A 24,268-nucleotide genomic window follows, 5' to 3' on the forward strand; every position below is an offset into this window, starting at 1 on the left:
TTCACGCCCACGGGTGCACGGCCCCGGCGTGCGCGGGCGCAATGCCGTGAGTCCTGGCATTGCTCACCACGCGGTACCGGCCGGCGGGCAGATGACGGACCTTGGTCACGTGGACGGTGAGCGGCCCAGCCCATTCATATCCGTTGGCCTCGGCATGCCGGTCCAGGACGTCGGTCAACTCCTGACCCAGCTCGCCGCGCCGTCCGACCAGTTCGTCGTGGACGAAACCGACGAGCTCGACCGTGTAGACATTGGGGACGAGTACACGGCTTTCGCTGCACACGACAGCGTGGTCATCGCACTCCCGCCGCAGCGCGTCGAGCAGTTGGACGGGGTCGCTCCGGAAGACCTTGTCCAGCAGAGCACTTTCCCAGCGCTCCAACGTCCGTTCCCATCGGCTCAGCGTTCCCATGGCGCATCGGGTTCCCGGGGCGAATCCACCCATGCGTCCCATACGCCCTCAATTGTCGGACCAGCAGGGGGCATCACGCGCGTGGTCACGCGGCTTGGTTCAGGTGCAGACCAGGTGATCGAAAGAAATCGAGACCTTGATAACGGGACGATTGCAGAACCGGTCGGCTCCATTGCCACGCGATCGACGATGACGTTGGTCAAAGCATGAACGCTTCTGCTGGTAATCCGATTCCGACGCCCAATGCGCAGCTCACAGGTGCCTACTGGCTGGACAGTCCGGTCGGACACGCGGAGGACTGTCCGTGGTGTGAGCAGCTGCGCGAGGCGGAGAAACGTCGCACCGATGATACGACAGTACGCAGTAACCTTTCGGCCCCGGTGTCCCCGGCGGTCCCGGCGGTCCCGGCGGCGAATGGCAGGACCACCATTGCGTACCCGCCACGGCCGGGCGAGCTGAACTGCCTCACCGTCCGAGCGGCGATGCTCGCGACCGCCCTCGCCACCATCATCGCGGCGGCGGCTTCGGTGGTACTGGGCTGAGAGGCCGCGCTGGCGGGTGCGGGCGATCGGGGGCAGAACAACCGGTATCGCCCGCCCGCAGCGGTACCGGCCGGCTCTAGCGGTCTGCTTCGCACCCGCCTTCAGGGGACTTCCGCGCGTTGTCCGGGCGGCGGAGGCTCCCTGACGGCGGCGACTCCCTGACGGCGCACGCCCCCGGACTGCGGGCCGGCCGCGGCGCCGCCCCCGCGGTCCCGCGCCGGGTCCCGATGCCCTGACGACGAGGCTCCCGGACTGCGGACGGTCAGTCCTCCCAGTCCAGCTGTTCTTCGGGAACGCCGACCGAGCGGGCGTACGCCTGCACCTCGCTGCGCGCGGCGGCATCCCCTCGCGGGTAGCGGAAGACGCGATCGGCGAAGACCACGAACGCCTCAGCCGTGGTGTTGTAGTTGACGTACCACCCGCCCGTCGGCTCCAGACACCCGGCCAACGCGGCGGCCAACCGCTCGGCGTCGGCCTCGGGGGCCTGAAAGTCCAACAGGGTCCACTCCCCGGGCTGCCCGGCCGTCGCGCTGCCAACCCCGATCCGCCGCACCCTCGTGACCTGCAGCGGAAAGCCGTTCAGCTCGCTGCCCACACGCAGGCTCTCCGCGATAAGTACGCCACCGAGCACGCCGCACTCCTCCTCATCGCACACACGACGCGCACGCTGCGCCGCAGCCTGCCCCGCCTACGGCAGGCACCCTTTGGCCACGGCTCAGCGCGCTTCTACAGGTCCTACCCGGTGGCCGTCGGCATGACCACCCCCATGACCACCCCCGCCGCCTCAGCCATGGCGATCAGCCTCACCAGGTCCTCCACAGTCCTCGCTCAGGACAGGGAGGCGGAAGACGACGGAATGGGGGCACTCGTACTGCGGGCGTTTCCCCTGCCGGACCAGGCTCCGACCAGGCGTCCAGACGGGAGTTCCTCAGAGGTGGCTCAGGAGGATCGACAAGACCATAAGGCACCCTAGCCACATCTGCCTCACAAGCACCAGAGAGGAGACCAGAAATGAGCCGGACCGACGAGGACAGGATCGGCCACGGCAACGGCGATCACACCGGCAGCAACGCCACCGGCGGCGACGGTGACGACCGTGGCGACGGCGGCAACACCGCATACGGACGCACGACCTTCACCCGGTCCAAGAGCCACTTCGCCGACCGCGTCACCGCGGACGGAAGGGACGGCTGGCCCGTCGAGGCGGGCCGCTACCGCCTGATCGTCAGCCGCGCCTGCCCGTGGGCGAGCCGCGCCCTGGTCTCGCGGCGCCTGCTGGGGCTCGAGAGCGCTCTCTCACTGGGCATCGCAGATCCCATCCAGGATGACCGCAGCTGGCGCTTCACCCTTGACCCGGACGGCCGCGATCCCGTGCTCGGCATCCGCTACCTCAGCGAGGCCTATGACGCCCGCGAGAGGGAGTACTCCGCCGGCGTCAGCGTGCCGGCGATCGTGGACATACCGAGCGGCCGGCTCGTCACGAACGACTTCCAGAAGATCACGCTGGGCTTCGCCACCGAGTGGACGGCATTGCACCGCCCAGGTGCACCCGACCTCTATCCGGAACAGCTGCGCGAGGAGATCGACGAGGTCATGGCCGACGTCTACCACGATGTCAACAACGGCGTGTACCGGGCGGGCTTCGCCACGCGTCAGAGCGAGTACGAGGGAGCCTGCGCCGACGTTTTCCGGCGCCTGGAAGCGCTCTCCAAACGGCTCGCCGACCGCCGTTACCTCGTCGGAGACACCATCACGGAAGCAGACATCCGGCTGTTCACCACGCTGGTCCGCTTCGATGCCGTCTACCACGGCCACTTCAAGTGCAACCGGTGGAAGCTGGCGGAGGACTCCGTCCTGTGGGCGTACGCCCGGGACCTCTATCAGACGCCAGGCTTCGGTGACACCGTCGACTTCGATCACATCAAGCGGCACTACTACCGCGTTCACACCGGCATCAACCCGACGCGCATCGTGCCCGTCGGCCCGGATCTCGCCGGGTGGCTCACGCCCCACCACCGACATGAGCTGGGCGGACGGCCGTTCGGTGACGGTACGCCGCCCGGACCGGTCCCACCGGACGAGCAGGTCGCGGCAGCCGGACGTCCCTGACCCTACGAACCGCACGAAGGAGATTCAGGTGCGCAAGAAGAAGAAGCTTCCCGTCGTCTACAAACCGTTCGGCTTCGTGCTCGGCTGGGCCAGCGGCGCCCTGGCCGGTCTGACGTTCCAGGCGATGTGGAAGGCGATACGCCACGAGGAGGACGCGCCGGACGCCCTCGACAAGGAACGAACCTGGCGCGAAGTGCTGCTGGCGGCCGCGGTTCAGGGTGCGATCTTCGCCGTCGTCCGCAGCGCCGTCGACCGCGCCGGCGCAAAGGCCATCGAACGCACGACCGGCGTCTGGCCGGAGAGCGCAAAGGGCAGGGGCAGGGACTGACGCCACCCCTCTGCTGCCCGACGAGCCCCCTAGCGGAGGGAGCGGACTGTTCCCGCCCGATGGCGCGTGGTGGCAAGGAGGCGTACGACGGAAGGGCGAGGGGACCCGGCTTGGGTCACCGTCACTCCGAGGAGGAATCATGCAGCAGCCCGGAACCACCACCACGATGCCGAAAGAGATGCAGGACTGCGTCGAGGCGTGCATGTCGTGCCACAGCACCTGCGAGGAGACCATGAGCTCCTGCCTGCAGATGGGTGGCCAGGCACAGATGCAGATCATGCGGGCCCTCATGGACTGCTCCGAGATGACCCGCATGTGCGCGGACATGATGATGCGCAGGTCGCCCATGGCGAACGAGATGTGCAGGTTGTGCGCCAAGGCATGCGACATGTGCGCGGAGGCGTGTATGGCCATGCCGGAGGACCCACAGATGATGCGCTGTGCGGAATCCTGTCGCCGCTGCGCGGAGATGTGCCGCACGATGGCGGGCGCCGCGGCCTGAGGCCCGCCTGAGGCCCGCTCTGATCCGGCCGTTAGGTCACATGGCCGGTGCCGGGTGCGCCCCGCGCGCATTCGGTACCAGCCGGTGCCGGATGCGTCCCACACACGGCCCAGGTCCCATACACGGCCCAGGTCCCACACACGGCCCAGCCCGTGTGCGGGGACGTTCGCGTGGCTCCGGCCGTTACAGCCGGAGCCACGGCGTGTGCGCGGGCCTGGGAATCAGGCCGGTCCGGTTTCCCCTTCGAGGAAGCGGCTGACCTGCGCGGCAATGCTGTCCTTGGCGGCGCCGGTCCGCTTTCCGCCGCATGCCGAGGGCTGGGGCATGCCGATGCCGCCGGCCCACACACAGCGACGGGTCCATTCGTCATCGGCTCTCAACTGGACCTGAATGTCGACGATCTCGATCTGGTCAGCCGGACCGGCGGCGTAGATCGTGGCTGTGGCCCGGCGCAGAGGGTAGATGTCGAAGCCCTCGATGAACTGCGAATTGCGCCAGTCGAGAAACGCGCCTTCGCCGTCGCTGCCGATCCGGACGTCGAGTTGACCGTCCTCCAGCTGAATGGCGATCGATTCCCCGGTGCGATTCTCCACGGTTACGCGGAAACTGAAGTACGTGAGATCTTTCGCGTGGTCGTCGCGACCTCGAGGCGGCTCGTCCTTTTTCAGGTCATGGACACGAACCCGGAGACCTGGGTGCTCGTCGTCGTACTCCTGCCAGTCCCCCACGATGTTCGGTTCGTGCACAATTCACCCCTCGGCTCCACAGAGCTGTTTCCTACCCGCGTGCGCGGCAGGGTGTCAAATGCCCGAAACCAACATCGTTCCGGGCTTTTTCCGGTTCCGTACCCGATGACCAGGGCATCCGGTCGGGAACTGATCAATAAGAGTCCTTTTCTGCTCGAGTCCCGGTGTCGCACATCACTTACGGTCTCTTGATCGCCTCAGCTCAGGGCGCAACGACACGCCTCTCAGACGGGTCGGCAGCTCGAGTACGGTCGCCTCCACCGCTCCCTGGATGGCCGGACGGCAGAACCGGCCGTGCTCTCCGAGCCGGATCAACGTGGGCCCGATGGTCTCGCCCGCATCGAAGCCTCGGTGGCGCGCGCCTCGTCGATGGTGACGGCGACCGCGACCGTGGCGGGCACGGTCGCGTGCCAGGTACGGAAGTCCTTGACCTTGATGTCGGTTCCCGACACCGACGGCCTGGAGGTTGCCGCCCGGCCAGGGGCAGATCCATACGTCGCGCCAGGCGGGGCGGATCGCGAGGGCGCGTATCCCGGCGAGGTGATCCGGGTCGGTGAGCGCCGCACCGGTGGTGTCCGGAAGCCGCGACCGCACCGTAGGCGACCGAAACCGGGGCGATGGATGTCGCCGGTCCGCAGTCGCACGGAGGCCTGCGGGATCCGGGCGCGGGCTGGTTCTGTCGCGCTCTGCCGACAGCGGCGCGCTCCGGGCACCGGCAGGGCGAGGAGCCGCCCGCACGCCATGCGGGCCGGGCACGGCTGAGCGAACCTGGAGCCGCGGGCCCGCGACGTCGCGGCCCGGTGACGGACGCGGTCCGGTGACGGAGGGGCCGGTCCGGTGACGGAGGGGCCGGTCCGCCGGCAGGAGGTGCCCATGGATCCCGTCGAGGCACTCAAGCGGATCGCCTTCCTGCTGGAGCGGACGCAGGCTCCCACATATCGCGTACGGGCCTTTCGCACCGCTGCCGACGCCGTCGCGGCCATGACGGACGAAGAGGTGGCGTCCCGTATCGCCGCCGGGACGCTGGAAGCGGTCAAGGGCCTCGGACCGAAGACGGCGAACGTGGTGCGGGAGGCGCTGGCCGGTGAGGTGCCCGGCTATCTCGAGCGGCTCGAGCAAGAGGCCGAGTCGTCACAACAGACGGGCGGCGGCACGAAGGGGGGCCCGCAGCGCGTCGGCGAGCGCTTGCGTGCGTTGCTGCGGGGCGACTGCCACATGCACTCCGACTGGTCCGACGGCGGCAGCCCCATCCAGGAGATGGGGCGGACGGCGGCTCAGCTGGGCCACGAGTGGGCGGCACTCACCGACCACTCCCCGCGGCTGACCGTGGCACGCGGCCTGTCGGCCGAGCGGCTGCGGGAGCAGCTGCGCGTGGTAGCCGAACTCAACACCACATGGGCGCCGTTCCGGCTGCTCACCGGAATCGAGTGCGACATCCTTCCGGACGGATCGCTCGACCAGGAGCCGGAGCTGCTCGAACTCCTCGATGTCGTGGTCGTGTCCGTGCACTCCAAACTCCGCATGGACGCCGCCGCGATGACGCGCCGTATGGTCGCGGCCGTGCGCAACCCGTTGGCGGACGTGCTCGGGCACTGCACCGGCCGACTGGTGTCCGGGCGCGGGCGTCCCGAGTCGGAGTTCGACGCGGACGAAGTCTTCGCCGCCTGCGCCGAGTCGGGCACCGCGGTGGAGATCAACAGCCGTCCGGAGCGGCTGGATCCCCCGCGGCGTCTGCTGCGCCAGGCCCTCGATGCGGGCGTGCTGTTCTCCATCGACACGGATGCGCACGCCCCGGGTCAGCTCGACTGGCAGATCCTGGGCTGTGCCCGCGCCGAGGAGTGCGGGGTGCCCGCCGAGCGGGTCATCACCAGCTGGACGGCGGAGGAGTTGCTGACCTGGACGCGTACGCGGGAGACGCCCTCGCGCGCTCCCTGACAGGTCCTGGCGGCCCGCCGCGCGGTCACCCACCGTAGCGGTTTGCCCCTTTTCTACGGTCTATCCATAAAGAAGAAATAAGCGCAGAATGAACATGTGCGGCATCCCGCCGCGCGACGCGGTCAGACTTGCAGGAACTGTAAGGAGACGAGTCTCATGGCCGACGTTTCGCACCGGGGAGACATAACAGCCCACCCCGACGTTTCCGAAATGCGGGACCGTTACGCCCGCATACTGGGCGGACGTGATGTGGTACTCGTGGATGCGCCGGTGTTCCTCATCGGCCTGTACTGTGCCGCATCCCCGTGGATCCTCCACTTCGGCGCCAGCCAGCCCGCACTCGTGGGGCACAACCTGATCATGGGCGTCGCCATCGGCCTGCTGGCCCTGGGCTTCACCGTCAACCCTGCCAGGATGTACGGCCTGAGCTGGGCCATGTGCGCCATCGGCGTCTGGATGATCATTTCTCCGTGGGTGGTCGGCCGGGGACCCGACGCCGGCGTCATCCTGAACAACGTCCTCATCGGCGCCCTCACCGTCCTGCTGGGCCTCGTCTGCGCCGGAGCGGCGACCAAGACCGGCCGCGGGACGACGACGGGCCAGGCAACGACGGCCGAGCCGTACAGCCGGACGGAGGCGCGACCCGAGGTGTGAAGCCGGAGGCGCGAAGCCAGCTGCGCGAAGCCCGAGTGTGAAGCCGGAGGCGCAAAGCCGGCTGCGCGAAGCCCGAGTGAAGCCGGAGGCGCGAAGTCCGAGGTGTGAAGCCTTCGCGCAATACGACCGAGGAGTCAGCCGCGTACCGCGGAGCCTGCGGGCTTGGGGTACGCGGCTGCTCTCTTGTGCGGCTGGATCGCCGTACGCGGTCGTGGCCGAGCCGGTCGTGGCCGAGCTGTCTCACACCGTAAAGGAGGTGAAGTTGAAGGGCCAACAAGAGGCATTCGGGGAGAAGGCGCGAAAATTACTCGTGGAGCAGCCTGGCGTACAGCCCGGCGCACGGCCTGGCGTAACGACATAGCCCGCTCGGGTGGCGCTTGCGCTCGGCCCCCGCACAACGAATCCCAATCCGTCCGGAGGGGAGCAGTGCAATGCTTCAGCCCGACAAAGCCCGGGTCGCCCGCCTTCTCAACCGCTATCGCGCCTGGGAACGCATGATGCTGGCAGATCCGTCCAATCTCACGGTGCGCCGACGCTTCGAGGACACCGCCTACACGTTGTGCGTACTCATGGGCCGACGCAACGCACGCGAGGCCGCCCTGGCGGCGGAGAGCTACCTGTGGCCGTCGCGCAGCTCGCGGGCGGAGCCCCAGGTGCATGAAGCCGATACGTAGGCCGTGCCGCCGGCCGGTTGGAATTCTGTGAGGTACCCGCTTCGACACCGTAAGTCGCCCCTTGGGCGTTGCCGCTGTTCTGCCTAATCCCAAAAGCCCGCACGATTGGCCGGACCGCTCCCCGGTTACCCATCAGCACGCCTGAACACTCAGCGCATCCATGGTGACCAGGGGTGAAGGTGGCGCATGCTGTTCCGCAAGCGGAGGGAGAGGCTGACAGAGTCTGCGCATTCGGCGGCGGTCACCGGTTTTCATGCGCTCGACGCTCGGCTGCCCGCGTCCGAGGCGGGCCGGGGCCTGTTGCGGAAGGCGTTCCCCGACCACTGGTCCTTCCTGCTGGGCGAGCTCGCCCTGTACAGCTTTGTGGTCCTGGTGCTGACGGGCACCTATCTGACCTTGTTCTTCGACCCGAGCATGACCGAGAGCGTCTACCAGGGGAGCTACGAGCCCCTGCGCGGCCAGGCCATGACGCAGGCGTACGCCTCCACGCTCGACATCAGCTTCGACGTCCGCGGCGGACTGCTGATCCGGCAGATCCACCACTGGGCGGCGCTGGTGTTCGTCGCCGCCATCGGCCTGCACATGCTGCGGATCTTCTTCACCGGTGCCTTCCGCAAGCCGCGCGAATTCAACTGGATCATGGGAGTGACGCTGTTCCTCCTTGCCCTTCTCGAGGGCTTCGCCGGCTACTCCCTGCCGGACGATCTGCTGTCGGGCACCGGGTTGCGCACAGCGCACACCATCGTCATGTCGATTCCGGTCCTCGGTACCTATCTCAGCTTCTTCATCTGGGGCGGGCAGTTCCCCGGCGAGGAGGTCCTTCCCCGGCTCTACGTCGTCCACATTCTGCTGGTGCCCGGCGTGCTGGTGGCTCTTGTCGCTGTCCATCTCATGCTGGTCGTGTATCTCAAGCACACACACTGGGCCGCGCGTGGCCGGACCAACCGCAATGTGGTCGGTCAGCCGATGTTTCCCCAGTTCACCGCCAAGTCCACGGGCCTGTTCCTGATGGTGTTCGGTCTGCTGTCCGGACTGTCGGCGGTCGCGCAGATCAACCCCGTCTGGCTTTACGGCCCGTACCGCACCGACCAGGTGGCGACCGGCGCACAGCCGGACTGGTACGTCGGCTTCCTGGAGGGGGCCATGCGCATCATGCCGCCGTGGCAGACCACGGCGGCCGGGCACACGGTGATGTGGAACGTGTTCCTGCCCGCGGTGGTTCTGCCGGGCCTGCTGTTCATGGTGCTGTTCGCTTACCCCTTCTTCGAGCGATGGGTGACGGGCGACCGGAGGGAGCACCACCTGTGCGACCGGCCTCGTAACCGGCCCACCCGTACCGCTCTGGGCGTCGCCGCCATCGTGTTCTACGCGGTGTTGCTGCTCGCGGGCGGCAATGACGTGATCGCCTATTCGTTCCTGGTCTCCGTCAACGCGCTGACGTGGATTTTCCGTATCGCCGTCTTCGCCGGTCCCGTTGTCGCCTTCGTCGTCACGAAGCGGCTCTGTCTGGCGCTGCAGGACCGCGAACGGCGACTGCTGCTGGAAGGCGAGGAGACCGGCGCGGTGAGCCAGAGCGTCTACGGCGGGATCAGCGAAAGCCACCGCCCGGTGGACGCGGGCCTGCGCTACCGCATCCTGGTGCGGGACGTGCCCCGCCCACTGGCCCGCCCGCAACACCCCGCAACGCGCCTGCAGCGGCTTCGGTCCGCTCTGAGCACCTGGTACTACGGCGACCGCGTGGAGATGCCGGCGACGCCCGAGCAGGAGCGCCATATCCAGGAGGCGCTCGCCGAACCGGCCCGCGGCGAGGCAAGGGAGTAGTTGCCTGCCAACAACCCGATGCCCCCGTCACTCACCCCGCTGCCAACAGCCCGATGCCCGCTTCACTCACCCCGGTGGGCGTACTCGAAAACCATCCCGACCACACCGGCGCCGAGAACTCCCAACCCGATCACGAAAAGCCACAGGCCGTACACGACCCCCAGGGCCGCCACCGCCGCACCCAGAGCGGTCACCGGCGGATAGGCGCTGCGCGGTGGAAAGAAGTCCAACGCGCCCACGCGTTCTGCCACTTCCCCGTTTTTGCGGTCCTCCGGCCGGGACCCGCCGAGCCGGTATTTCCGCGTGAAGAAGAGAGCGATCAGGCCGGCCATCAGGAAGCAGACCGTCAGCGCCGCGGTGCCGGCGGGCTCCTGAGAAAACCAGGCGTAGCCGACACCCGTGACGAGGAAGAATCCCGCCACCCCGGCGAAGAGCCAGGCTTCGGTTTTCACACGCTGTACCTTCCGTGCGAATCGGGGCTCGGTCTCTCCTTGCCCTCTCCCGCTGGTTCCTCCATGCCGATCTCCGAACGGATCCTCGCTCTGGCCTCGGGGTGGTGCAGGTCGAAGGCGGGCGAGTCGGAACGGATCCTGGGCAGCGCAACGAAGTTGTGGCGCGGCGGAGGACAGGAAGTCGCCCACTCGAGAGAACGCCCGAACCCCCAGGGGTCGTCGGTGTCGACCCTGGGTCCGTATTTCGCTGTCTTCCACAGGTTGTAAAGGAACGGCAGTGTGGACAGGCCCACGAGAAACGCGCCGATGGAGGAGATGGTGTTCAGTACGGTGAATCCGTCCGCGGCAAGGTAGTCGGAGTAGCGCCGCGGCATGCCGATCTCCCCGAGCCAGTGCTGGACGAGGAACGTCGCCTGGAATCCGATGAACAGCGTCCAGAACTGGATCTTTCCGAGGCGTTCGTCGAGCCTGCGGCCGGTCCACTTCGGCCACCAGAAGAAGAACCCGCCGAACATGGCGAAGACCACGGTTCCGAACAGCACGTAGTGCAGATGCGCCACGACGAAGTACGTGTCGGTGAGATGGAAGTCCAACGGCGGTGAGGCGACGAGAACTCCGCTGAGCCCGCCGAGCAGAAAGGTGACCAGAAAACCGAGCGACCACAGCATCGGCGTCTCGAACGAAATACTGCCGTGCCACATCGTGCCGATCCAGTTGAAGAACTTCACCCCCGTGGGAACCGCGATCAGAAACGACATGAGGGCGAAGAACGGCAGCAGCACCGCGCCAGTGGCGAACATGTGGTGGGCCCAGACGACCGCGGAGAGCATGGTGATGAGGATCGTGGCTCCGACCATGCCCAGATAGCCGAACATCGGCTTGCGGCTGAACACCGGAATGATCTCGCTGACCACACCGAAGAACGGCAGGGCGACGATATAGACCTCCGGGTGCCCGAAGAACCAGAAGAGGTGCTGCCAGAGGATAGCGCCGCCGTTCGGCGAGTCGAAAATGTGAGCACCGAATTTCCGGTCCGCGACCAGGCAGAGCAGTGCGGCAGCCAGTACGGGAAATGCGAACAGCGCCAGGATGGACGTGAACAGGATGTTCCAGGTGAAGATCGGCATTCGGAACATCGTCATTCCCGGCGCCCGCAGGCACACGATGGTGGCGATGAAGTTCACCGAACCCAGCGTGGTGCTGAGGCCCGCCAGCACCAGCCCCATCGCCCACAGGTTCCCGCCCGCGCCGGGCTCGCGGACGGCGCTGTTGAGCGGCGCGTACGCGAACCAGCCGAAGGCCGCCGCGCCGCCCGGGACCACGAACCCGGAGACCACGATCAGCCCGCCGAACAGGAACAGCCAGTAGGTCAGCGCGTTCAGCCGCGGGAAGGCCACATCGGGTGATCCGATCTGGAGCGGCATCACGGCGTTGGCGAAGCCGGCGAACATCGGCGTGGCGAAGAGCAGCATCATGACCGTGCCATGAATGGTGAACAGCTGGTTGTACTGCTCCGACGACACCAACTGCAGCCCGGGCCGGGCGAGTTCGGCCCGCATCAGCATCGCCAGGAAACCGCCCAGCAGGAAGAACCCGAAGGCGGTCACCATGTACATGTTGCCGATGACCTTGTGGTCGGTGGTCGTCAGGTAGGTCAGCAGCCTGTTCCCCGCACCGACCCGGCGGCCCGGCCCCGGCGGCCCCGCCTCCGGAGCCGGTTGCGCCACCTCGTGGCCGAGTTGCGGCATGCACCCTCCGTACGCCGAGGACCGGCTGATGCCATCACGGCATCAGCGCGGCAGGTGATTAGCCGCGGCCGGGCGCCCGCAAACCTGCGCTCGGCCGTTCGGTCCAGGACCTCGGCGCCGGTCCGGTACCGGTTCCGGAGCGCGCCGGAGGCAGGGCCTGCGGAGCGGTCGTCACTTCCTGAGCACGCCCGGAGGTCACGGCCTCACGGCCATGGAGCGGGGTGCGACGGTGAACAGACCGCCCTCCGTGTCGCGCAGAGTGATCTCCTCACCGAGGCTCGTCTTCTGCTCCTCCATGATCGTGCCGCCGAGTTTCACCGCCACCTTGGCCGCCTCGTCCACATCGGGAACCGTGAAGATGACCTGCCATCGGGGCCTGACCGTGGGGTCGGCCGCGGCTTCGAGCGCGCCGGAGCTGAGGCGGGCGAGGATCTGTCCTCCGCAGCGCAGGAGAACCTCCTCGTTCGCGTACTCGACCTCGCAAGCTCCCGGCTTGTCGGAGGCCCATTCCAGGACCTGTCCATAGAAGATGGCCGCCTCGAAGGCGTCCCGGGTGCGCAGGCGCAGCGAGGCCGGCGCCTCGTCCCGCCAGGTCCCCCAGCCGGCGAAGAGCTCGCCTTCCCAGATACCGAACACGGCGCCGTCACGGTCGGCCGCGAGTGCACCGCGTCCCGACGTGAAGGTCAACGGGCCCACCGCGATCGTGCCGCTGCGCTCCCTGATGCGCCCGGCGGTCTCGTCGGCGTCTCTGACGGCGAAGTAAGGGGTCCACGCCACGGCCACCTGCAGGGCGTGCGCGAGAGCGCCGATGCCGGCGACCGGCTTGCCGTCCACCATGGCGACGCTGAACTCGTCGCCCAGTCTGGCCGGCCGGAATCTCCATCCGAGCACCCTGCCGTAGAAGTCGTGTGCCTCCTCGAGGTCGCGGGTCATCAGGCTGACCCAGCACGGGGCCCCGGGGACGGCATGGCTCGTGGTCGTCTGTGCGGCGGGTGCCGCGGATTTGTTGTCCATCGCAGTCAGCGTCTCGTTCGTATGAAGGTTCGCCGGGCCCCTGGGGCCGACGATCACCTCTGTCTTCCGGCCGACGGGCGTCCCCCGGGGTCGCTGCCCCGGGGTAGCGCGGGTGCGGGACGCCCATCGTCCGTCGGGAGGCCGTGCGGCGCTCGTCGGCGGCACTGAGCCTATGGGCAAGTACCCACTTCCGAGCGCCGGACACGGAGGGGCATCCGTAATGAATGCGCCATGTCCGGGGCCGTCAGGCCCGCTGCCGCACCAGGCGGGCGGCGGGCACGACCTCGGCCAGCTCACGTTCCCGCTCCTCGACGTCGTCGAAGCTGATGAGCGGCATGCCGGCCGGGACCAGCGACGGGCTGTCCGGAGCCCGCTTCGCCTCCTGCAGGAACGGCGACGGCTTGGACCACGCCAGCGGTTCACGGTCGAGGGCCTTGACGCGCCTCGAGAACCAGACGAGCTTGCCCTCAGGGGTCCCGTAGGCGCCCCAGCCGTCACTCATGGCCGCGATCCGTGCGAGACCGCCCCGCGTGGGGCCGAGCAGTCGCGGCATACGGCGGTCGTAGTCGGCCACGGCGGCGATCAGGTTCTTGCCGTTCCACCACAGCTCGACGACACAGCGCTTGTCGTCGCCGGTGTGTTCCACGACGTTCAGCATCAGCTCGTCGACACCGCGGCACATCGGGCCGATGTGGTGCTGGAGCCTCCAGTACCGGAGATGCGCGGCCACGATGCGCCTGATCTGTGGAACCCGTTCGCGGCGCGCCTCTACTTCGACCATGTAGTAGCTGCTGTTGACCGGAACGTTCATCGTCTTGGCTCCTCACCCGCGAAGCTCACTGCGTTCGCCTCGCCCGAATGGGAGAGCCCCGAACACGAAGCGTGAGCAGTGGTCGCTTCTGAGTTGCCTCCAGCGTGGGGGCATGACTCGACTCCTGCAACAGGAGCACCGTGGGTAGCCGACCACGCCTGCGACCTGCATATTTCGACGTCGTCAAACCGCTTGATCCGCACTCTGTGTTACCTGTTCGCAACATTGAGTGGCCGCTCGCTCCGTCGCGTCGCTCCCCATACGGAGTACGGGGTGTGGCGAATGCCCAACCGCCACGTCGCGATGTGCCCCGGAACGTCGCGAGCCGTGGTGTTCGAAACTGCCTCGCCGAGGAAACCGTCTCCTATGGATCACACACAGGCCCCGGTACTGGAGGCCCTCCACCGCTATCACCAGCAGGGCGAGCTGGCCTTCACACCACCGGGACACAAGCAGGCACGCGGGGCGGACCCCGCGGCTCGGGAGGTACTGGGGGACGCGGTGTTCCACTCGGACGTCCTCGCCTCCGGCGGCCTCGACGACCGGCGTACCAGCGGCGACGTCCTGCGCCGTGCCGAGCGGCTGATGGCGGATGCCGTCCATGCCGAGCACACGTTCTTCACCACCTGCGGCAGTTCCCTGTCCGTGAAGGCGGCGATGCTGGCGGTGGCGGGCCCGCACGAGAAGCTGCTGGTCGGGCGGGACGCGCACAAGTCGGTGATCTCCGGGCTGATCCTCTCCGGCATCGAACCCGTGTGGGTCGACCCGCAGTGGGACACCCGGATGCGACTGGCCCACGCTCCCTCACCCGAGGCCTTCGAAGGCGCGTTCCGCCGTCATCCCGACGCGCAGGGCGCGCTGGTGACCAGTCCCACGCCGTACGGAAGCTGCGCGGACCTCGAGGGGATCGCCGAGGTGTGCCACGCACGCTCGGTGCCCTTGATCGTGGACGAGGCGTGGGGCGCGCATCTGCCGTTCCATCCGGACCTGCCCTCCTGGGCGATGGACGCGGGCGCCGACGTCTGCGTCACCAGCATCCACAAGATGGGCAGCGGTCTTGAGCAGGGCTCGGTCTTCCATCTGCAAGGGGACCTGATCGATCGGTCGCACCTGAAGTCACGGGCCGATCTGTTCGGCACGACCAGCCCTTCCGTACTGATCTTCGCCGGGCTCGACGCCTGGCGTCGGCAGATGGTGCTGCACGGCGAGGACCTTCTGGAGAGCGCCCTCAGACTGGCTCGCGAGGTGCGTGCCGGCATCGAGGCGGTTTCCGGCCTGCACGTGCTCGACGAGCACGACTTCGTCGGCCGCGGCCTGGCGGCGGACATCGACATCTTTCCCGTGGTCATCGACGTGACCGGGCTGGGCACGAGCGGCTATCACGCGGGCGACTGGCTGCGCGCCCGGCGAGGCATGGACATGCACATCGTGGACCACCGGCGCATCAGTGCCCAGCTCACCCATGCGGACTCGACGGCCACCACCGCGCCGCTGCTCAGCGCTCTGCACGACCTCGCCGATCACGCGGGTGAACTCGCGGGTGCACCATTCGTCGAGGTGCCGAGCGGCGAGAACATGCGCATGGAGCAGACGTGCCTGCCACGCGACGCGTACTTCGGTGAGGTGGAAGACGTGCCCGTGGAGCAGGCCGCCGGGCGCGTCGCAGCCGAGATGCTCACCCCCTACCCTCCGGGCATCCCGGCAGCGCTGCCCGGGGAGCGCCTCACCGACCCCGTCCTGCGCTATCTGCGGACCGGTGTCGAAGCCGGGATGCATCTCCCCGACGCGGCGGATCCGGCGCTGGACACCGTGCGGGTCCGGGCGGTCCGGACCGGCGACAGCACGGACATGGGCATGGGCACAGGCGGAGGCCCAGACACGGGCATGGGCACGGGCACGGGATGAGGTCCTCCGGAAGCGCTCTCGGCCACACGCTCTCTGCCACCACGGCCGCACGTGTGGGCCACAGCCAGTGGGGCACCCGCAGCCCGACGGAACCGAGTGTGCGGTGTGCCGCGTGACGGAGGTGTCGCATGACCACGGCAGCAGCCGTGAGGCTGCCCGGAATGGACCATGTCCTTACGCTGCCGGGGGTGTACACGCCGCAGTACGACACATACCTGCTGGCCGAGTCCCTGCGTCGGGAAGCTGTCGGAGCGGGCACGGACGTGCTGGACGTGGGGACCGGAAGCGGAGCACTGGCCCTGTACGCCGCGCGCCTGGGCGCCCGGGTCACCGCGACGGACATCGCACGACGGGCCGTGCTGACAGCCCGGCTGAACGCCCTGCTGGCCGGGCGCCACATCGCCGTACACCGAGGAGACCTGCTGGAGCCGGTGCACGGCCGGTCGTACGACATCGTCCTCAGCAACCCTCCCTATGTGCCCACACCTCCCGGCTCCCCGCCTCGGAACCGCGCGGCCCGCTCATGGGACGCCGGTCCCGACGGTCGGGCGTTCGTGGACCGCATCTGCGACACGGCGCCGTCCCTGCTGCGCCCTGACGGCGTGCTGCTCCTCGTGCACTCCGCCCTGTGCGGGACCGAGGCCACCCTCAAGCGCCTGGCCGACGCCGGGCTGTGGGCCACGGTCACCGACCGGGCATTCGTCCCCTTCGGGCCGGTCGTCCGCTCCCGGCTGTCGTGGCTTCGCTCGCGCGGCCTGCTGGACCCCAACGACGAGCAGGAAGAACTTGTGGTCGTCCGTGCCGAACACATCTGACCGCCCCCGCCGCGTCACCATCGACCGCGACGGGCCCCTCGTGGTGGAGGGACCCGTGGAGGTCGTCATGGAGGACGGCAGCGTGGTGACCTCACACCGGTTCGCCGTAGCCCTCTGCACGTGCCGGCGCAGCCGTACGTATCCGTGGTGCGACACCAGCCACCGCCGCCGCGTCAGGGCCGGACCGCAATCGCACGGCCCGGGCTCGAGGCGGAGCGATGCGGCGGGCACGGGCAATGCCGAAGACCCGCAGGACACGGAAGTCGCGGAGGGCGCGCACGACGACGCGGAGGACCCGGCGGACGCGAACGGAGCCGCAGAATGACCACCTCCCAGGAAGGCCGCCCAGTGATCTCGGCCCGGGAAGAACGGCGCAGGCACGTGCAGTCATTGCGTCGGCGGCCCGCCGGTACCGTGCTTCCGCAGCCGCGCGGCGCTCTGTCCTCCTCCGTGATCCCGGCACTGCAAGGCGCCGCGCATCCCCTGCCGGGGCACGCGGACGTCGCCCGCGCCGACCCGTACGGCGAGGATCTTCATCTGGCCCTCTACGTCCTCTACGAAATGCATTACAGGGGGTTCGAGGGAGTCGACGACCATCTCGAGTGGAACGCCGGTCTGCTGGGTCTGCGCGGCATCCTGGAGGACCGCTTCCTCACCGCGCTGCGAAGGGACACCCCTCATGGCCGGGGCGTGGACGACGCGCTCGCGGATCTGCTCGTCGAACCGATCGGCGACGACGGCACCAGCGTCACCCACTTTCTCAGGAACCAGGGCCAGTTGTGGCACCTGCGGGAGTACGCAGCCGTGCGTTCGCTCTATCACCTCAAGGAGGCCGACCCGCATGCCTGGGTCATCCCGCGGCTGCGCGGCCGTGCCAAGGCCGCCATGGCGGCCGTCGAGTACGACGAGTTCGGCGCCGGTCACGCGGAGGACATGCACGCCCGTCTCTTCGCCGATCTGATGGCGGACCTGGGGCTGGACACGACCTACGGCCACTACGTCGACGTCGCACCCGCCGAGGCGCTGGCCACCGTCAACCTCATGTCGCTGTTCGGGCTGCACCGGGTCCTCCGCGGCGCTCTGGTCGGGCACTTCGCGTTCGTGGAGGTGACGTCGTCGCCCGGTTCACGGCGCCTCGCCGAGGCCATGCGCCGTACGGGCGCGGGTCCCGCCGCGGAACGCTTCTACGCCGAACACGTGGAGGCCGACGCCGTGCACGAACAGGTGGTCCGCCATGACGTCATCGGCGGCCTGCTCGACGACGAGCCCACACTCGCTCCCGACGTGGCCTTCGGCATCGACGCCACGGGCCTGCTCGAGGACCGGCTCGGGCACCGGCTTCTCGAGGCATGGCACGACAACCGCACCGCCCTGCGCACCCCGCTCCCGGACGGCCCGTCCTCGTGAATCCGTCTCCTGCCTTCTGTCGATCCGCCTCCTCGAGGATGATGGGACGTCAGCGACAGACGATGCGAACGACGGGAGCGTTCTGTGCCTCTTGAGGGCGAGTACGAGCCGAGCCCGACCCAGTGGGCCCGTGAGCAGGTCGGGCTCTACGAGAGCTCCGGCGGCACCGAGGGCACGACGATGCGCGGCAAGCCCGTGATCGTCCTGACGACCCGCGGCGCCAGGACCGGAAAGATCCGGAAGACCCCGCTGATGCGGGTGGAGCACGACGGCACCTATGCCGTGGTCGCCTCACTGGGCGGCGCCCCCAAGCACCCGGTCTGGTACCACAACATCGTGGCCGACCCCAGGGTCGAGCTCCAGGACGGCCCGGTGCGCCAGGACATGACGGCGCGTGAGGTCACGGGCAAGGAGAAGGCCGTGTGGTGGGAGCGCGCGGTCGAGGCGTGGCCCGACTATGCCGAGTACCAGAAGAAGACCGACCGGGTGATCCCGGTCTTCGTGCTGGAGCCGGCGGCAGAGGATCACTGAGCGGGCGGCGCCGGCCGCCGCGTGACGGGAGGGCGGCGAGTCGCTTCCTCGGCACGGGGCGGCAAGCGGTGCAGCCGCACGTCGGTCAGCCGGCCCTCCTCCACGACAGCGGTCATGTACGTGCAGTGGGGCTGGCGCCGCCGGTCCGTGGGCGAACCCGGGTTCAGCAGCCGCAGGCCGCCGGGCGCCGTGGTGTCCCAGGGGATATGGCTGTGGCCGAACACCAGGACGTCCAGGTCGGGGAACCGCTCACTGCAGCGGCGCTCCCGGCCCTGGGCCGAGCCGGTCTCGTGGACGACTCCGAAGCGCAGCCCGGCGAGCTCCGCCCGGGCCACCTCGGGCAGCCGCGCCCGCAGCTCGGGCCCGTCATTGTTGCCGTACACGCCGATGACCCGCCGTGCGCGGCTCTCCAGCAGGTCCAGGGTGTCCGTGTCCACCCAGTCACCGGCGTGGATCACCACGTCGGCGAGCGGAACTTCCTCGAGGAGTTCCGGAGGTAGTTCCCTGGCCCGGCGGGGCAGATGCGTGTCGGACATCAGCAGCAGGCGCACGCCCTCCACCGTATCCGCCGTCCTGCCGCCTGTGGCGCCGGGGAACACGATGGACACGACGGCACCACAGCCGGCGGGGTCATCACCCGGTGGGACCGGTGGGACAGGTGTAGTTGAAGTCCGGATCAAGCTGCTGCGCCCATTCGACCCAGGCGTTGCACATCTCGATCGCCGCTTCGATCGGCCAGTCGTAGAGGTCCTCGGGCCAGTCGATCCCGGGGACGTTGATCACGATTCCCGGGATGTCGACGTCAACGTCGGTGTGGTTGTCGGCAACTGCGGCGCCTGCGCCGCCGAAGAGCGCGCCGACGGCCAGGACGGCCGCAGCGACCGTGGTACGGATCCGCATGTGAATCTCCCGTGGTCGGAGGGGGAATGTGCGGATCCATACGACAGCAGTAGCTGCGCGGTACAGCCGTGTTGATCCACGCGTGGGCATGGCGCTGAGGGCCAGGTGGACCACACGGGGGCATGGCACTGACGGCCACGTGGATCGGGGGCCTTGTCCCGAGGGCCAGTCGGACCACAGCGGCGACGGGGCGTCAGCCCACGTCGATCTCGCACCACACCTGTTTGCCGCCGCCGGCCGGTACGGTGCCCCAGGCCGTCGACATGGCCTCGACGAGGAGGACGCCGCGTCCGCCAGTGGCCTCCCAGCCGATGTTCGCGGGCTTGACCGGAGTACGCGGTGAGGCGTCGGCGACCGCGACGCGCAGCCGGTCGTCGATCCGCGAGAGGTCGAGCCGTACCGGGCCGTCGGTGTGCACCAGGGCGTTGGTGACCAGTTCGGACACGACCAGCAGCACCGTGTCGGTCTCACGTGTCACCCTCCATGAGCGCAGGGTGCGCCTGGTGAAGCGGCGCGCGTGGCGGACCGCTTCCGGGACGCGCCACACCGTCCAGGTCTCGCGGGCGGGCCGCACGGCCATGCCGTCGTAGCGCATCAGCAGCAACGCCACGTCGTCGCCCCGGTGCGCGTTGTCGAGCAGCGCGTCCGCCATGAGGCCCAGGTCGTCCTGGTCCGCGGCGGACAGTGCGACGCTCAGCCGGCGCATACCCTCGTCGAACTCCAGGTCCGCGGACTCGACCAGTCCGTCCGTGGTGAGTGCCAGGAGTGTGCCGGGCCCGAGCCGCAGTGGCGTCATGCGGAACTCGGCCTCGGTGATCACACCGAGCGGCGGCCCGCCCTCGGCCTCCACCACCTCGGTGGACCCGTCCGGGTGGCGCAGCAGCGGTGGCAGATGACCCGCCCGTACGCACCATCCCGTGCCGTCCTCCATGTCGACGTCGACGTAGGAGCAGGTGGCGAAGAGGTCGGTCTCCATGCCCATGAGCAGGCGGTTGGCGTGGGAGACGACGACGTCCGGGGGGTGCCCTTCGACGGCGTAGGCGCGCAGGGCCGTCCGCATCTGGCCCATGACGGTCGCGGCTCCGGCGTTGTGTCCCTGAACGTCGCCGATCACCAGTGCGACGTGGTTGTCCGGCAGCGGGATCACGTCGTACCAGTCCCCGCCCACCTCCAGGCCCGCCGTCGCCGGGAGATAGCGCGCGACAGCCTCGCCGCCCGGCAGGGTCGGCAGCCTGCGCGGCAGCAGGGTCCGTTGCAGCATGCCGACGAGCTCGTGCTCGGCGTCGAAGGCGCGGACCCGCATCAGCGCCTGCCCCGCGAGACCCGCGACCGCGGTGAGCAGGGCGCGCTCGTCGGCGCCGAAGTCGTGCGGGGTGTCCCAGCCGATCAGACAGACGCCCACCATACGGTCGCCGGCCGGCAGCGGCAGAACTACGAGTCCGCCGCGTCCCACCTCGGCGAGCGGCGGCTCCAGCTCGGTCCCGGCCGGCCAGACCGCGGCGCGTCCCTCACGGAGCGCCGCCGCGAGCGTGGGCATGGCGCGCACCGGGGCGTCCGGCCACTCGGAGCGCCACTCGCTGCGCCACACCTCGGGCCAGGCCTCGGGCTCGGGGGGATCCAGGACGGTGACCACCAGCCGGTCGCCTTCCAGCTCCGCAAGCGCCATCCGGTCGGCCTCCATCGGTGCCCGCAGGGCCGCCACGACCGCCTGGCTGACCTCGCGGACGGTGGTCGCCGTGGCGAGCACGGCGGCCAGCCGCTGCACGCGGGCGACGTCGTTGACCTGGGTCCTCAGGTCGGAGGCGTCGACGACGGTGCCGAACAGCCGGGCCGGACGGCCGTCTCCCGCCGACAGAAGCTGCCCGCGCAGGCGCAGCCACCGCTGCGTGCCGGAGGGCTGCCGGATGCGGAACTCCAGCTCACGGTCGCCGATGGCCATGTGGTTCGCTTCGACCACGGACATCAGGGTGGGCAGGTCCTCCGGCACGGTCAGCGCCAGCAGCGTCTCCACCTTCCCGTCGAACTCCGCCGGGACCAGCCCGAAAAGCTCGAGCACCTGTTCGTCCACGTCGATGCGCCCGGTGTCCATGGCCAGGCTGAAGGAGCTGGCCCGCCCGTCGCCTGCCGCGCGCGCGTCGGACGGATGCGCGGCGGCCACGCCGGTACGCGCGGTGGGGGCCTCGGACGGGGAGCGGGACAGGTCCGGGACCGGCGAGGCGGGCGCGTGCGGGGGCGCGGACTGCGACGGGAGGTGCGAGGGCGCCGGAAGCGGGGACCTCGACGAGACCGTGGGCGCGGGCAGGTGCGGAGACGGGGTGAGGCCCTTGACCGCCGCGGTGAACAGCTCCAGGCACCGCCGCTCCTCGGCGTCGAAGCCGTCGGTGCTCTCTGTCACAGCGAGCAGGCAGCCCGCGGTCCGCCTGCCCTCCCCCAGCGGCAGGACGGCCAACGAGAAGTCATCACCGGGCACGTACTGGGCATGGACGGCGTCGGCGAGCTCCTCGGGGGTCAGCCACAACGGCCCACCGGAACGGTGCGCTGCCGCGACCGGGGAAGATCCCGAGACGGGGTAGACCTCCCGCAGCCCGTACAGGGCCCGTGGCACACCGGCTGACTCGAGGAGCCGCAGTTCGCCGGCCGTCCCGTCGGGTGCGTAGACGGCCACCAGTGTCGCCCCGGAGAAGACGAGGGCCTGCTCGACAAGGGAGCGGAGCCGCTCTCGGGGACCGGTGTCGGCGGGGAGTGCCTTGAGGGCGAGTTCGGCACGGAGTGTCCGCGATCGGCGGTCCGCTGCACCCTCACTCACCACGTCCGCAATTACAGCGCTTCTGGACGAGTTACGCAGCCCTTGTGACCACTTCTCGAACACTCTGAGTCGCCGATCGCATCGGAGGCGCAAAGAGTCGCCAAGGCCGCCGACCGGTCAGTCCGCGACCAGCACGCCGACGCCTGTGATGCGCCCATGGGCGAGGTCCGCCAGCGCCTGGTCGGCCTCCCCCATGGAGTAGCGGGCCATCCGGACGCTGGGCCGCAGCCGCGCCGCCTCCGCGATGAAGGCGCGCCCGTCCTCGCGTGTGTTGGCGGTGACGCTGCGGAGGGTGCGTTCCTGGTACAGGTGGCGCCCGTAGTCGAGCCCGGGCACCGCGGTCAGATGGATGCCCGCCACCGCAAGAGTCCCGCCCCGGTCGAGCGCCGTGAGCGCGGCGGGCACGAGGCCGCCGGCCGGTGCGAACAGGATGGCGGAGTCCAGCGGCTCCGGGGGGCCGTCCGGCGCGGCCGACGCGGCCCCCAGCTCCAGCGCGAGTTGCTGGGCCTCGGCGGATCGCGTGACCACGTGCACGGTGGCTCCGCGGGCGATCGCGAGCTGGGCCGTCAGATGGGCGGAGGCACCGAAGCCGTAGATCCCGAGCCGCCCGCCCGTCGGCAGATCGGCCCGCAGCAGTGCGCGGTAGCCGATGATTCCCGCGCAGAGCAGGGGTGCGGCTTCCTCGTCCGTCCATCCCTGCGGCAGCTCGTACACGTACCGGGCGTCGACGACGGTGTGTCCGGCGTAGCCGCCGTGAATGTCCCAGCCGGTGTAGCGAGAACGGGGGCAGAGGTTCTCCCGCCCCGAGCGGCAGTACCGGCAGTCCCCGCAGGTCTCGGCCAGCCAGGCTGCCCCCACCCGGTCTCCGGCGCCCACCCCTTCCACGGCCGATCCAGCGGCGACGACCCGTCCGACCACCTCGTGGCCCGGCGTGCACTGCGGCGTCCGCGGCGCGAGGTCGCCTTCCGCCAGGTGCAGATCGGTACGGCACACACCGCACGCCTGGACCTCCAGCAGCAGTTCGTAGGGGCCGGGCGCCGGTATGTCCCGCTCGACGCGGCGCAGGGGGCCGTCGTCGACGGGCCCGGGCCGGTCGACCACCCAGGCGGAGGTGGTCAGCACACGCCGCGGTGCCATGCCTCCATCATGTCTCCCGTTCCCGCGTCCACCACCCCTCAGGTTCGTCGCCCACCACTCCGGATCTCATCCGAAGCCGACCCGCTCAAGCCAGAAGTCGAGCAGCTGCGCGTCGCCGAAGATCTCGAAGGCCTCGCTGTGCGCGGGCAGTCGGCGGTACACGAGGAGCAGCAGGTCGGCGAGCCGGCCGCGCACGGCGACGGCGGCCTTCTCGTGTGCGCGGCGCCAGACGATGGTGTCACCGGTGAGGTCGATCAGCCACTCCGCGGACGTCTCCGGCGGAGTGTCGGTGGCATGGAAGTGGAGCGTGCGGCCGGGGCCCAGCAGCTCGCGCATCTCCGGGTGGTACTCGAACATCTCCGGCAGCGAGCCGAGCTCCATCCACTCGTCGAAGGCGTCGAGGGCGACCTCCCGGTCCACGGTGAAGTCGCCACCGAGTGCCAAGGTCGCGTCGGCTCCGTGAATGAGGGTCTCGTGCGCGAAGCGGCGGGCGAAGAACTCGGCGGTCTGTCCCGGGACCGGCGTCCACATCTGCGCATCCGGCCCGGCGGCACGCAGCGTGTCCGCCAGCTGTACGGCACCCTTCGTGAGCCAGGGCCCGAGCACGGCGGGGTCCTCGTCGGTGTATCCGGAGAGGTCGCGGAAGTGTTCGTCGGAAGGGGGCTGCGTCGCGCGCGTTCGTACGATCTCCTCGACCCAGCGGTGCCCGCCGCCGAGATGCCTCAGCAGCTGACCCAGATTCCAGCTGGGGCACGTGGGCACGGCGACCGTGAGATCCGCATCGTCGATACGGGATCTCAACAGGTCCGTCTGCGTGACGATTTCGGCGCAGTACCGCTCGTAGCTCAAGACGCGCATGGGGCCACGATAGACCCGCCCACCGACAAGCCGACCACCCAAAGCGAAGCAGCGCTCACCATATGCGACGACTGGTGACATCCGAGACTGTGCCGAGCCGCACGCCCGCTGATGGCCGGTCGCCGAGGCGGTCGCGAGCCGCACCCCCGCTGACGGCCGGT

The 24,268-nt window shown here is 69.3% G+C and carries 26 protein-coding genes and 1 pseudogene; 13 read left to right on the top strand and 14 right to left on the bottom strand.

All coding sequences use genetic code 11. From position 1 onward, the window contains the following. Position 1 precedes the first annotated feature (1 nt). On the bottom strand, positions 2–412 hold the full coding sequence (locus H1D24_RS16965) for a DUF3662 domain-containing protein (RefSeq protein ID WP_181658411.1): 411 nt from the start codon (positions 410–412) through the stop codon (positions 2–4). A 206-nt stretch (positions 413–618) separates the two neighbouring features. Between H1D24_RS16965 and H1D24_RS16970 the strand changes: the two genes are divergently transcribed. Next, positions 619–954, top strand: coding sequence for a hypothetical protein (locus tag H1D24_RS16970; RefSeq protein ID WP_181658412.1), 336 nt, complete (start codon positions 619–621; stop codon positions 952–954). Positions 955–1,216: 262 nt separating this feature from the next. On the opposite strand, the gene H1D24_RS16975 is transcribed toward H1D24_RS16970, so the two are convergent. Next, a complete protein-coding gene (locus tag H1D24_RS16975) occupies positions 1,217–1,585 on the bottom strand; it encodes a hypothetical protein (protein WP_181658413.1) in 369 nt (122 codons plus the stop codon). Positions 1,586–1,965: 380 nt separating this feature from the next. Between H1D24_RS16975 and H1D24_RS16980 the strand changes: the two genes are divergently transcribed. The 3 genes from H1D24_RS16980 (at position 1,966) to H1D24_RS16990 (ending at position 3,893) form a co-directional block, all read left to right on the top strand. Beyond that, positions 1,966–3,063, top strand: coding sequence for a glutathione S-transferase family protein (locus H1D24_RS16980; RefSeq protein WP_181658414.1), 1,098 nt, complete (start codon positions 1,966–1,968; stop codon positions 3,061–3,063). Between the two features lie 28 nt (positions 3,064–3,091). Then, positions 3,092–3,391 carry a DUF4235 domain-containing protein gene (locus tag H1D24_RS16985; protein ID WP_181658415.1) on the top strand — a complete coding sequence of 100 codons (300 nt, stop codon included), beginning with the start codon at positions 3,092–3,094 and terminating at the stop codon, positions 3,389–3,391. 139 nt (positions 3,392–3,530) lie between these two features. Continuing rightward, positions 3,531–3,893, top strand: a complete 363-nt coding sequence (locus H1D24_RS16990) for a four-helix bundle copper-binding protein (protein ID WP_181658416.1) — start codon at positions 3,531–3,533, stop codon at positions 3,891–3,893. Positions 3,894–4,114: 221 nt separating this feature from the next. On the opposite strand, the gene H1D24_RS16995 is transcribed toward H1D24_RS16990, so the two are convergent. The 3 genes and pseudogenes from H1D24_RS16995 to H1D24_RS44060 form a co-directional block, all read right to left on the bottom strand. Next, entirely contained in the window at positions 4,115–4,639 is a 525-nt protein-coding gene (locus H1D24_RS16995; protein WP_181658417.1) for a hypothetical protein, read from the bottom strand. Positions 4,640–4,950: 311 nt separating this feature from the next. Then, positions 4,951–5,091: a hypothetical protein gene (locus tag H1D24_RS17000; protein ID WP_181658418.1), complete on the bottom strand. Its 141-nt coding sequence runs from the start codon at positions 5,089–5,091 to the stop codon at positions 4,951–4,953. Positions 5,092–5,146: 55 nt separating this feature from the next. After that, positions 5,147–5,395 (bottom strand): annotated as a pseudogene (locus tag H1D24_RS44060) (hypothetical protein); the annotation flags it as partial. A 117-nt stretch (positions 5,396–5,512) separates the two neighbouring features. Between H1D24_RS44060 and H1D24_RS17005 the strand changes: the two are divergent. The 4 genes from H1D24_RS17005 (at position 5,513) to qcrB (ending at position 9,723) form a co-directional block, all read left to right on the top strand. Continuing rightward, complete coding sequence (locus tag H1D24_RS17005) at positions 5,513–6,574, top strand: PHP domain-containing protein (RefSeq protein WP_181658419.1); 1,062 nt, start codon at positions 5,513–5,515, stop codon at positions 6,572–6,574. A gap of 156 nt (positions 6,575–6,730) precedes the next feature. Further along, positions 6,731–7,228 (top strand): SPW repeat protein, encoded by a 498-nt coding sequence (locus H1D24_RS17010; RefSeq protein WP_181658420.1) that lies wholly within the window; start codon positions 6,731–6,733, stop codon positions 7,226–7,228. Between the two features lie 431 nt (positions 7,229–7,659). Continuing rightward, positions 7,660–7,902, top strand: a complete 243-nt coding sequence (locus H1D24_RS17015) for a DUF5133 domain-containing protein (RefSeq protein ID WP_181658421.1) — start codon at positions 7,660–7,662, stop codon at positions 7,900–7,902. A 186-nt stretch (positions 7,903–8,088) separates the two neighbouring features. Next, positions 8,089–9,723 carry a cytochrome bc1 complex cytochrome b subunit gene (gene qcrB, locus H1D24_RS17020; protein WP_181658422.1) on the top strand — a complete coding sequence of 545 codons (1,635 nt, stop codon included), beginning with the start codon at positions 8,089–8,091 and terminating at the stop codon, positions 9,721–9,723. Positions 9,724–9,785: 62 nt separating this feature from the next. On the opposite strand, the gene ctaF is transcribed toward qcrB, so the two are convergent. The 4 genes from ctaF to H1D24_RS17040 all read right to left on the bottom strand — a co-directional run bounded on the left by ctaF (position 9,786) and on the right by H1D24_RS17040 (position 13,748). After that, positions 9,786–10,175, bottom strand: a complete 390-nt coding sequence (gene ctaF, locus H1D24_RS17025) for an aa3-type cytochrome oxidase subunit IV (protein ID WP_181658423.1) — start codon at positions 10,173–10,175, stop codon at positions 9,786–9,788. Then, positions 10,172–11,923 (bottom strand): aa3-type cytochrome oxidase subunit I, encoded by a 1,752-nt coding sequence (ctaD, locus tag H1D24_RS17030; RefSeq protein ID WP_181658424.1) that lies wholly within the window; start codon positions 11,921–11,923, stop codon positions 10,172–10,174. The genes ctaF and ctaD overlap by 4 nt, the downstream gene beginning before the upstream one ends. Positions 11,924–12,118: 195 nt before the next feature. After that, complete coding sequence (locus tag H1D24_RS17035; protein ID WP_181658425.1) at positions 12,119–12,937, bottom strand: VOC family protein; 819 nt, start codon at positions 12,935–12,937, stop codon at positions 12,119–12,121. Between the two features lie 244 nt (positions 12,938–13,181). After that, a complete protein-coding gene (locus H1D24_RS17040) occupies positions 13,182–13,748 on the bottom strand; it encodes an ATP-binding protein (protein WP_181658426.1) in 567 nt (188 codons plus the stop codon). A 366-nt stretch (positions 13,749–14,114) separates the two neighbouring features. Between H1D24_RS17040 and H1D24_RS17045 the strand changes: the two genes are divergently transcribed. The 5 genes from H1D24_RS17045 to H1D24_RS17065 all read left to right on the top strand — a co-directional run bounded on the left by H1D24_RS17045 (position 14,115) and on the right by H1D24_RS17065 (position 18,406). Continuing rightward, the gene (locus H1D24_RS17045) at positions 14,115–15,653 is read left to right on the top strand and encodes an aminotransferase class I/II-fold pyridoxal phosphate-dependent enzyme (RefSeq protein ID WP_181658427.1); all 1,539 of its coding nucleotides are present in this window, start codon (positions 14,115–14,117) and stop codon (positions 15,651–15,653) included. A 128-nt stretch (positions 15,654–15,781) separates the two neighbouring features. Continuing rightward, on the top strand, positions 15,782–16,468 hold the full coding sequence (locus tag H1D24_RS17050; protein WP_181658428.1) for a HemK2/MTQ2 family protein methyltransferase: 687 nt from the start codon (positions 15,782–15,784) through the stop codon (positions 16,466–16,468). Beyond that, complete coding sequence (locus H1D24_RS17055) at positions 16,452–16,793, top strand: CDGSH iron-sulfur domain-containing protein (RefSeq protein WP_181658429.1); 342 nt, start codon at positions 16,452–16,454, stop codon at positions 16,791–16,793. The genes H1D24_RS17050 and H1D24_RS17055 overlap by 17 nt, the downstream gene beginning before the upstream one ends. Continuing rightward, positions 16,790–17,875 (top strand): iron-containing redox enzyme family protein, encoded by a 1,086-nt coding sequence (locus H1D24_RS17060; protein ID WP_181658430.1) that lies wholly within the window; start codon positions 16,790–16,792, stop codon positions 17,873–17,875. Before H1D24_RS17055 ends, H1D24_RS17060 begins: the two co-directional genes overlap by 4 nt. An 84-nt stretch (positions 17,876–17,959) precedes the next feature. Then, on the top strand, positions 17,960–18,406 hold the full coding sequence (locus H1D24_RS17065) for a nitroreductase family deazaflavin-dependent oxidoreductase (protein ID WP_181658431.1): 447 nt from the start codon (positions 17,960–17,962) through the stop codon (positions 18,404–18,406). Here H1D24_RS17065 and H1D24_RS17070 read toward each other — a convergent pair. From H1D24_RS17070 to H1D24_RS17090, 5 genes are all read right to left on the bottom strand, one after another. Next, the gene (locus H1D24_RS17070; protein ID WP_181658546.1) at positions 18,400–18,957 is read right to left on the bottom strand and encodes a metallophosphoesterase family protein; all 558 of its coding nucleotides are present in this window, start codon (positions 18,955–18,957) and stop codon (positions 18,400–18,402) included. The genes H1D24_RS17065 and H1D24_RS17070 overlap by 7 nt on opposite strands. Before the next feature lie 82 nt (positions 18,958–19,039). Next, positions 19,040–19,306, bottom strand: a complete 267-nt coding sequence (locus tag H1D24_RS17075) for a hypothetical protein (protein WP_181658432.1) — start codon at positions 19,304–19,306, stop codon at positions 19,040–19,042. A gap of 193 nt (positions 19,307–19,499) precedes the next feature. Further along, a complete protein-coding gene (locus tag H1D24_RS17080; protein ID WP_374064253.1) occupies positions 19,500–21,911 on the bottom strand; it encodes a SpoIIE family protein phosphatase in 2,412 nt (803 codons plus the stop codon). 318 nt (positions 21,912–22,229) lie between these two features. Continuing rightward, positions 22,230–23,249, bottom strand: a complete 1,020-nt coding sequence (locus H1D24_RS17085; protein ID WP_181658433.1) for a zinc-dependent alcohol dehydrogenase family protein — start codon at positions 23,247–23,249, stop codon at positions 22,230–22,232. A gap of 66 nt (positions 23,250–23,315) precedes the next feature. Continuing rightward, positions 23,316–24,107, bottom strand: coding sequence for a maleylpyruvate isomerase family mycothiol-dependent enzyme (locus H1D24_RS17090; protein WP_181658434.1), 792 nt, complete (start codon positions 24,105–24,107; stop codon positions 23,316–23,318). Positions 24,108–24,268: the final 161 nt, after the last annotated feature.

This window comes from Streptomyces himalayensis subsp. himalayensis (assembly GCF_013778455.1).
Taxonomy (GTDB): Bacteria; Actinomycetota; Actinomycetes; order Streptomycetales; family Streptomycetaceae; genus Streptomyces; species Streptomyces himalayensis.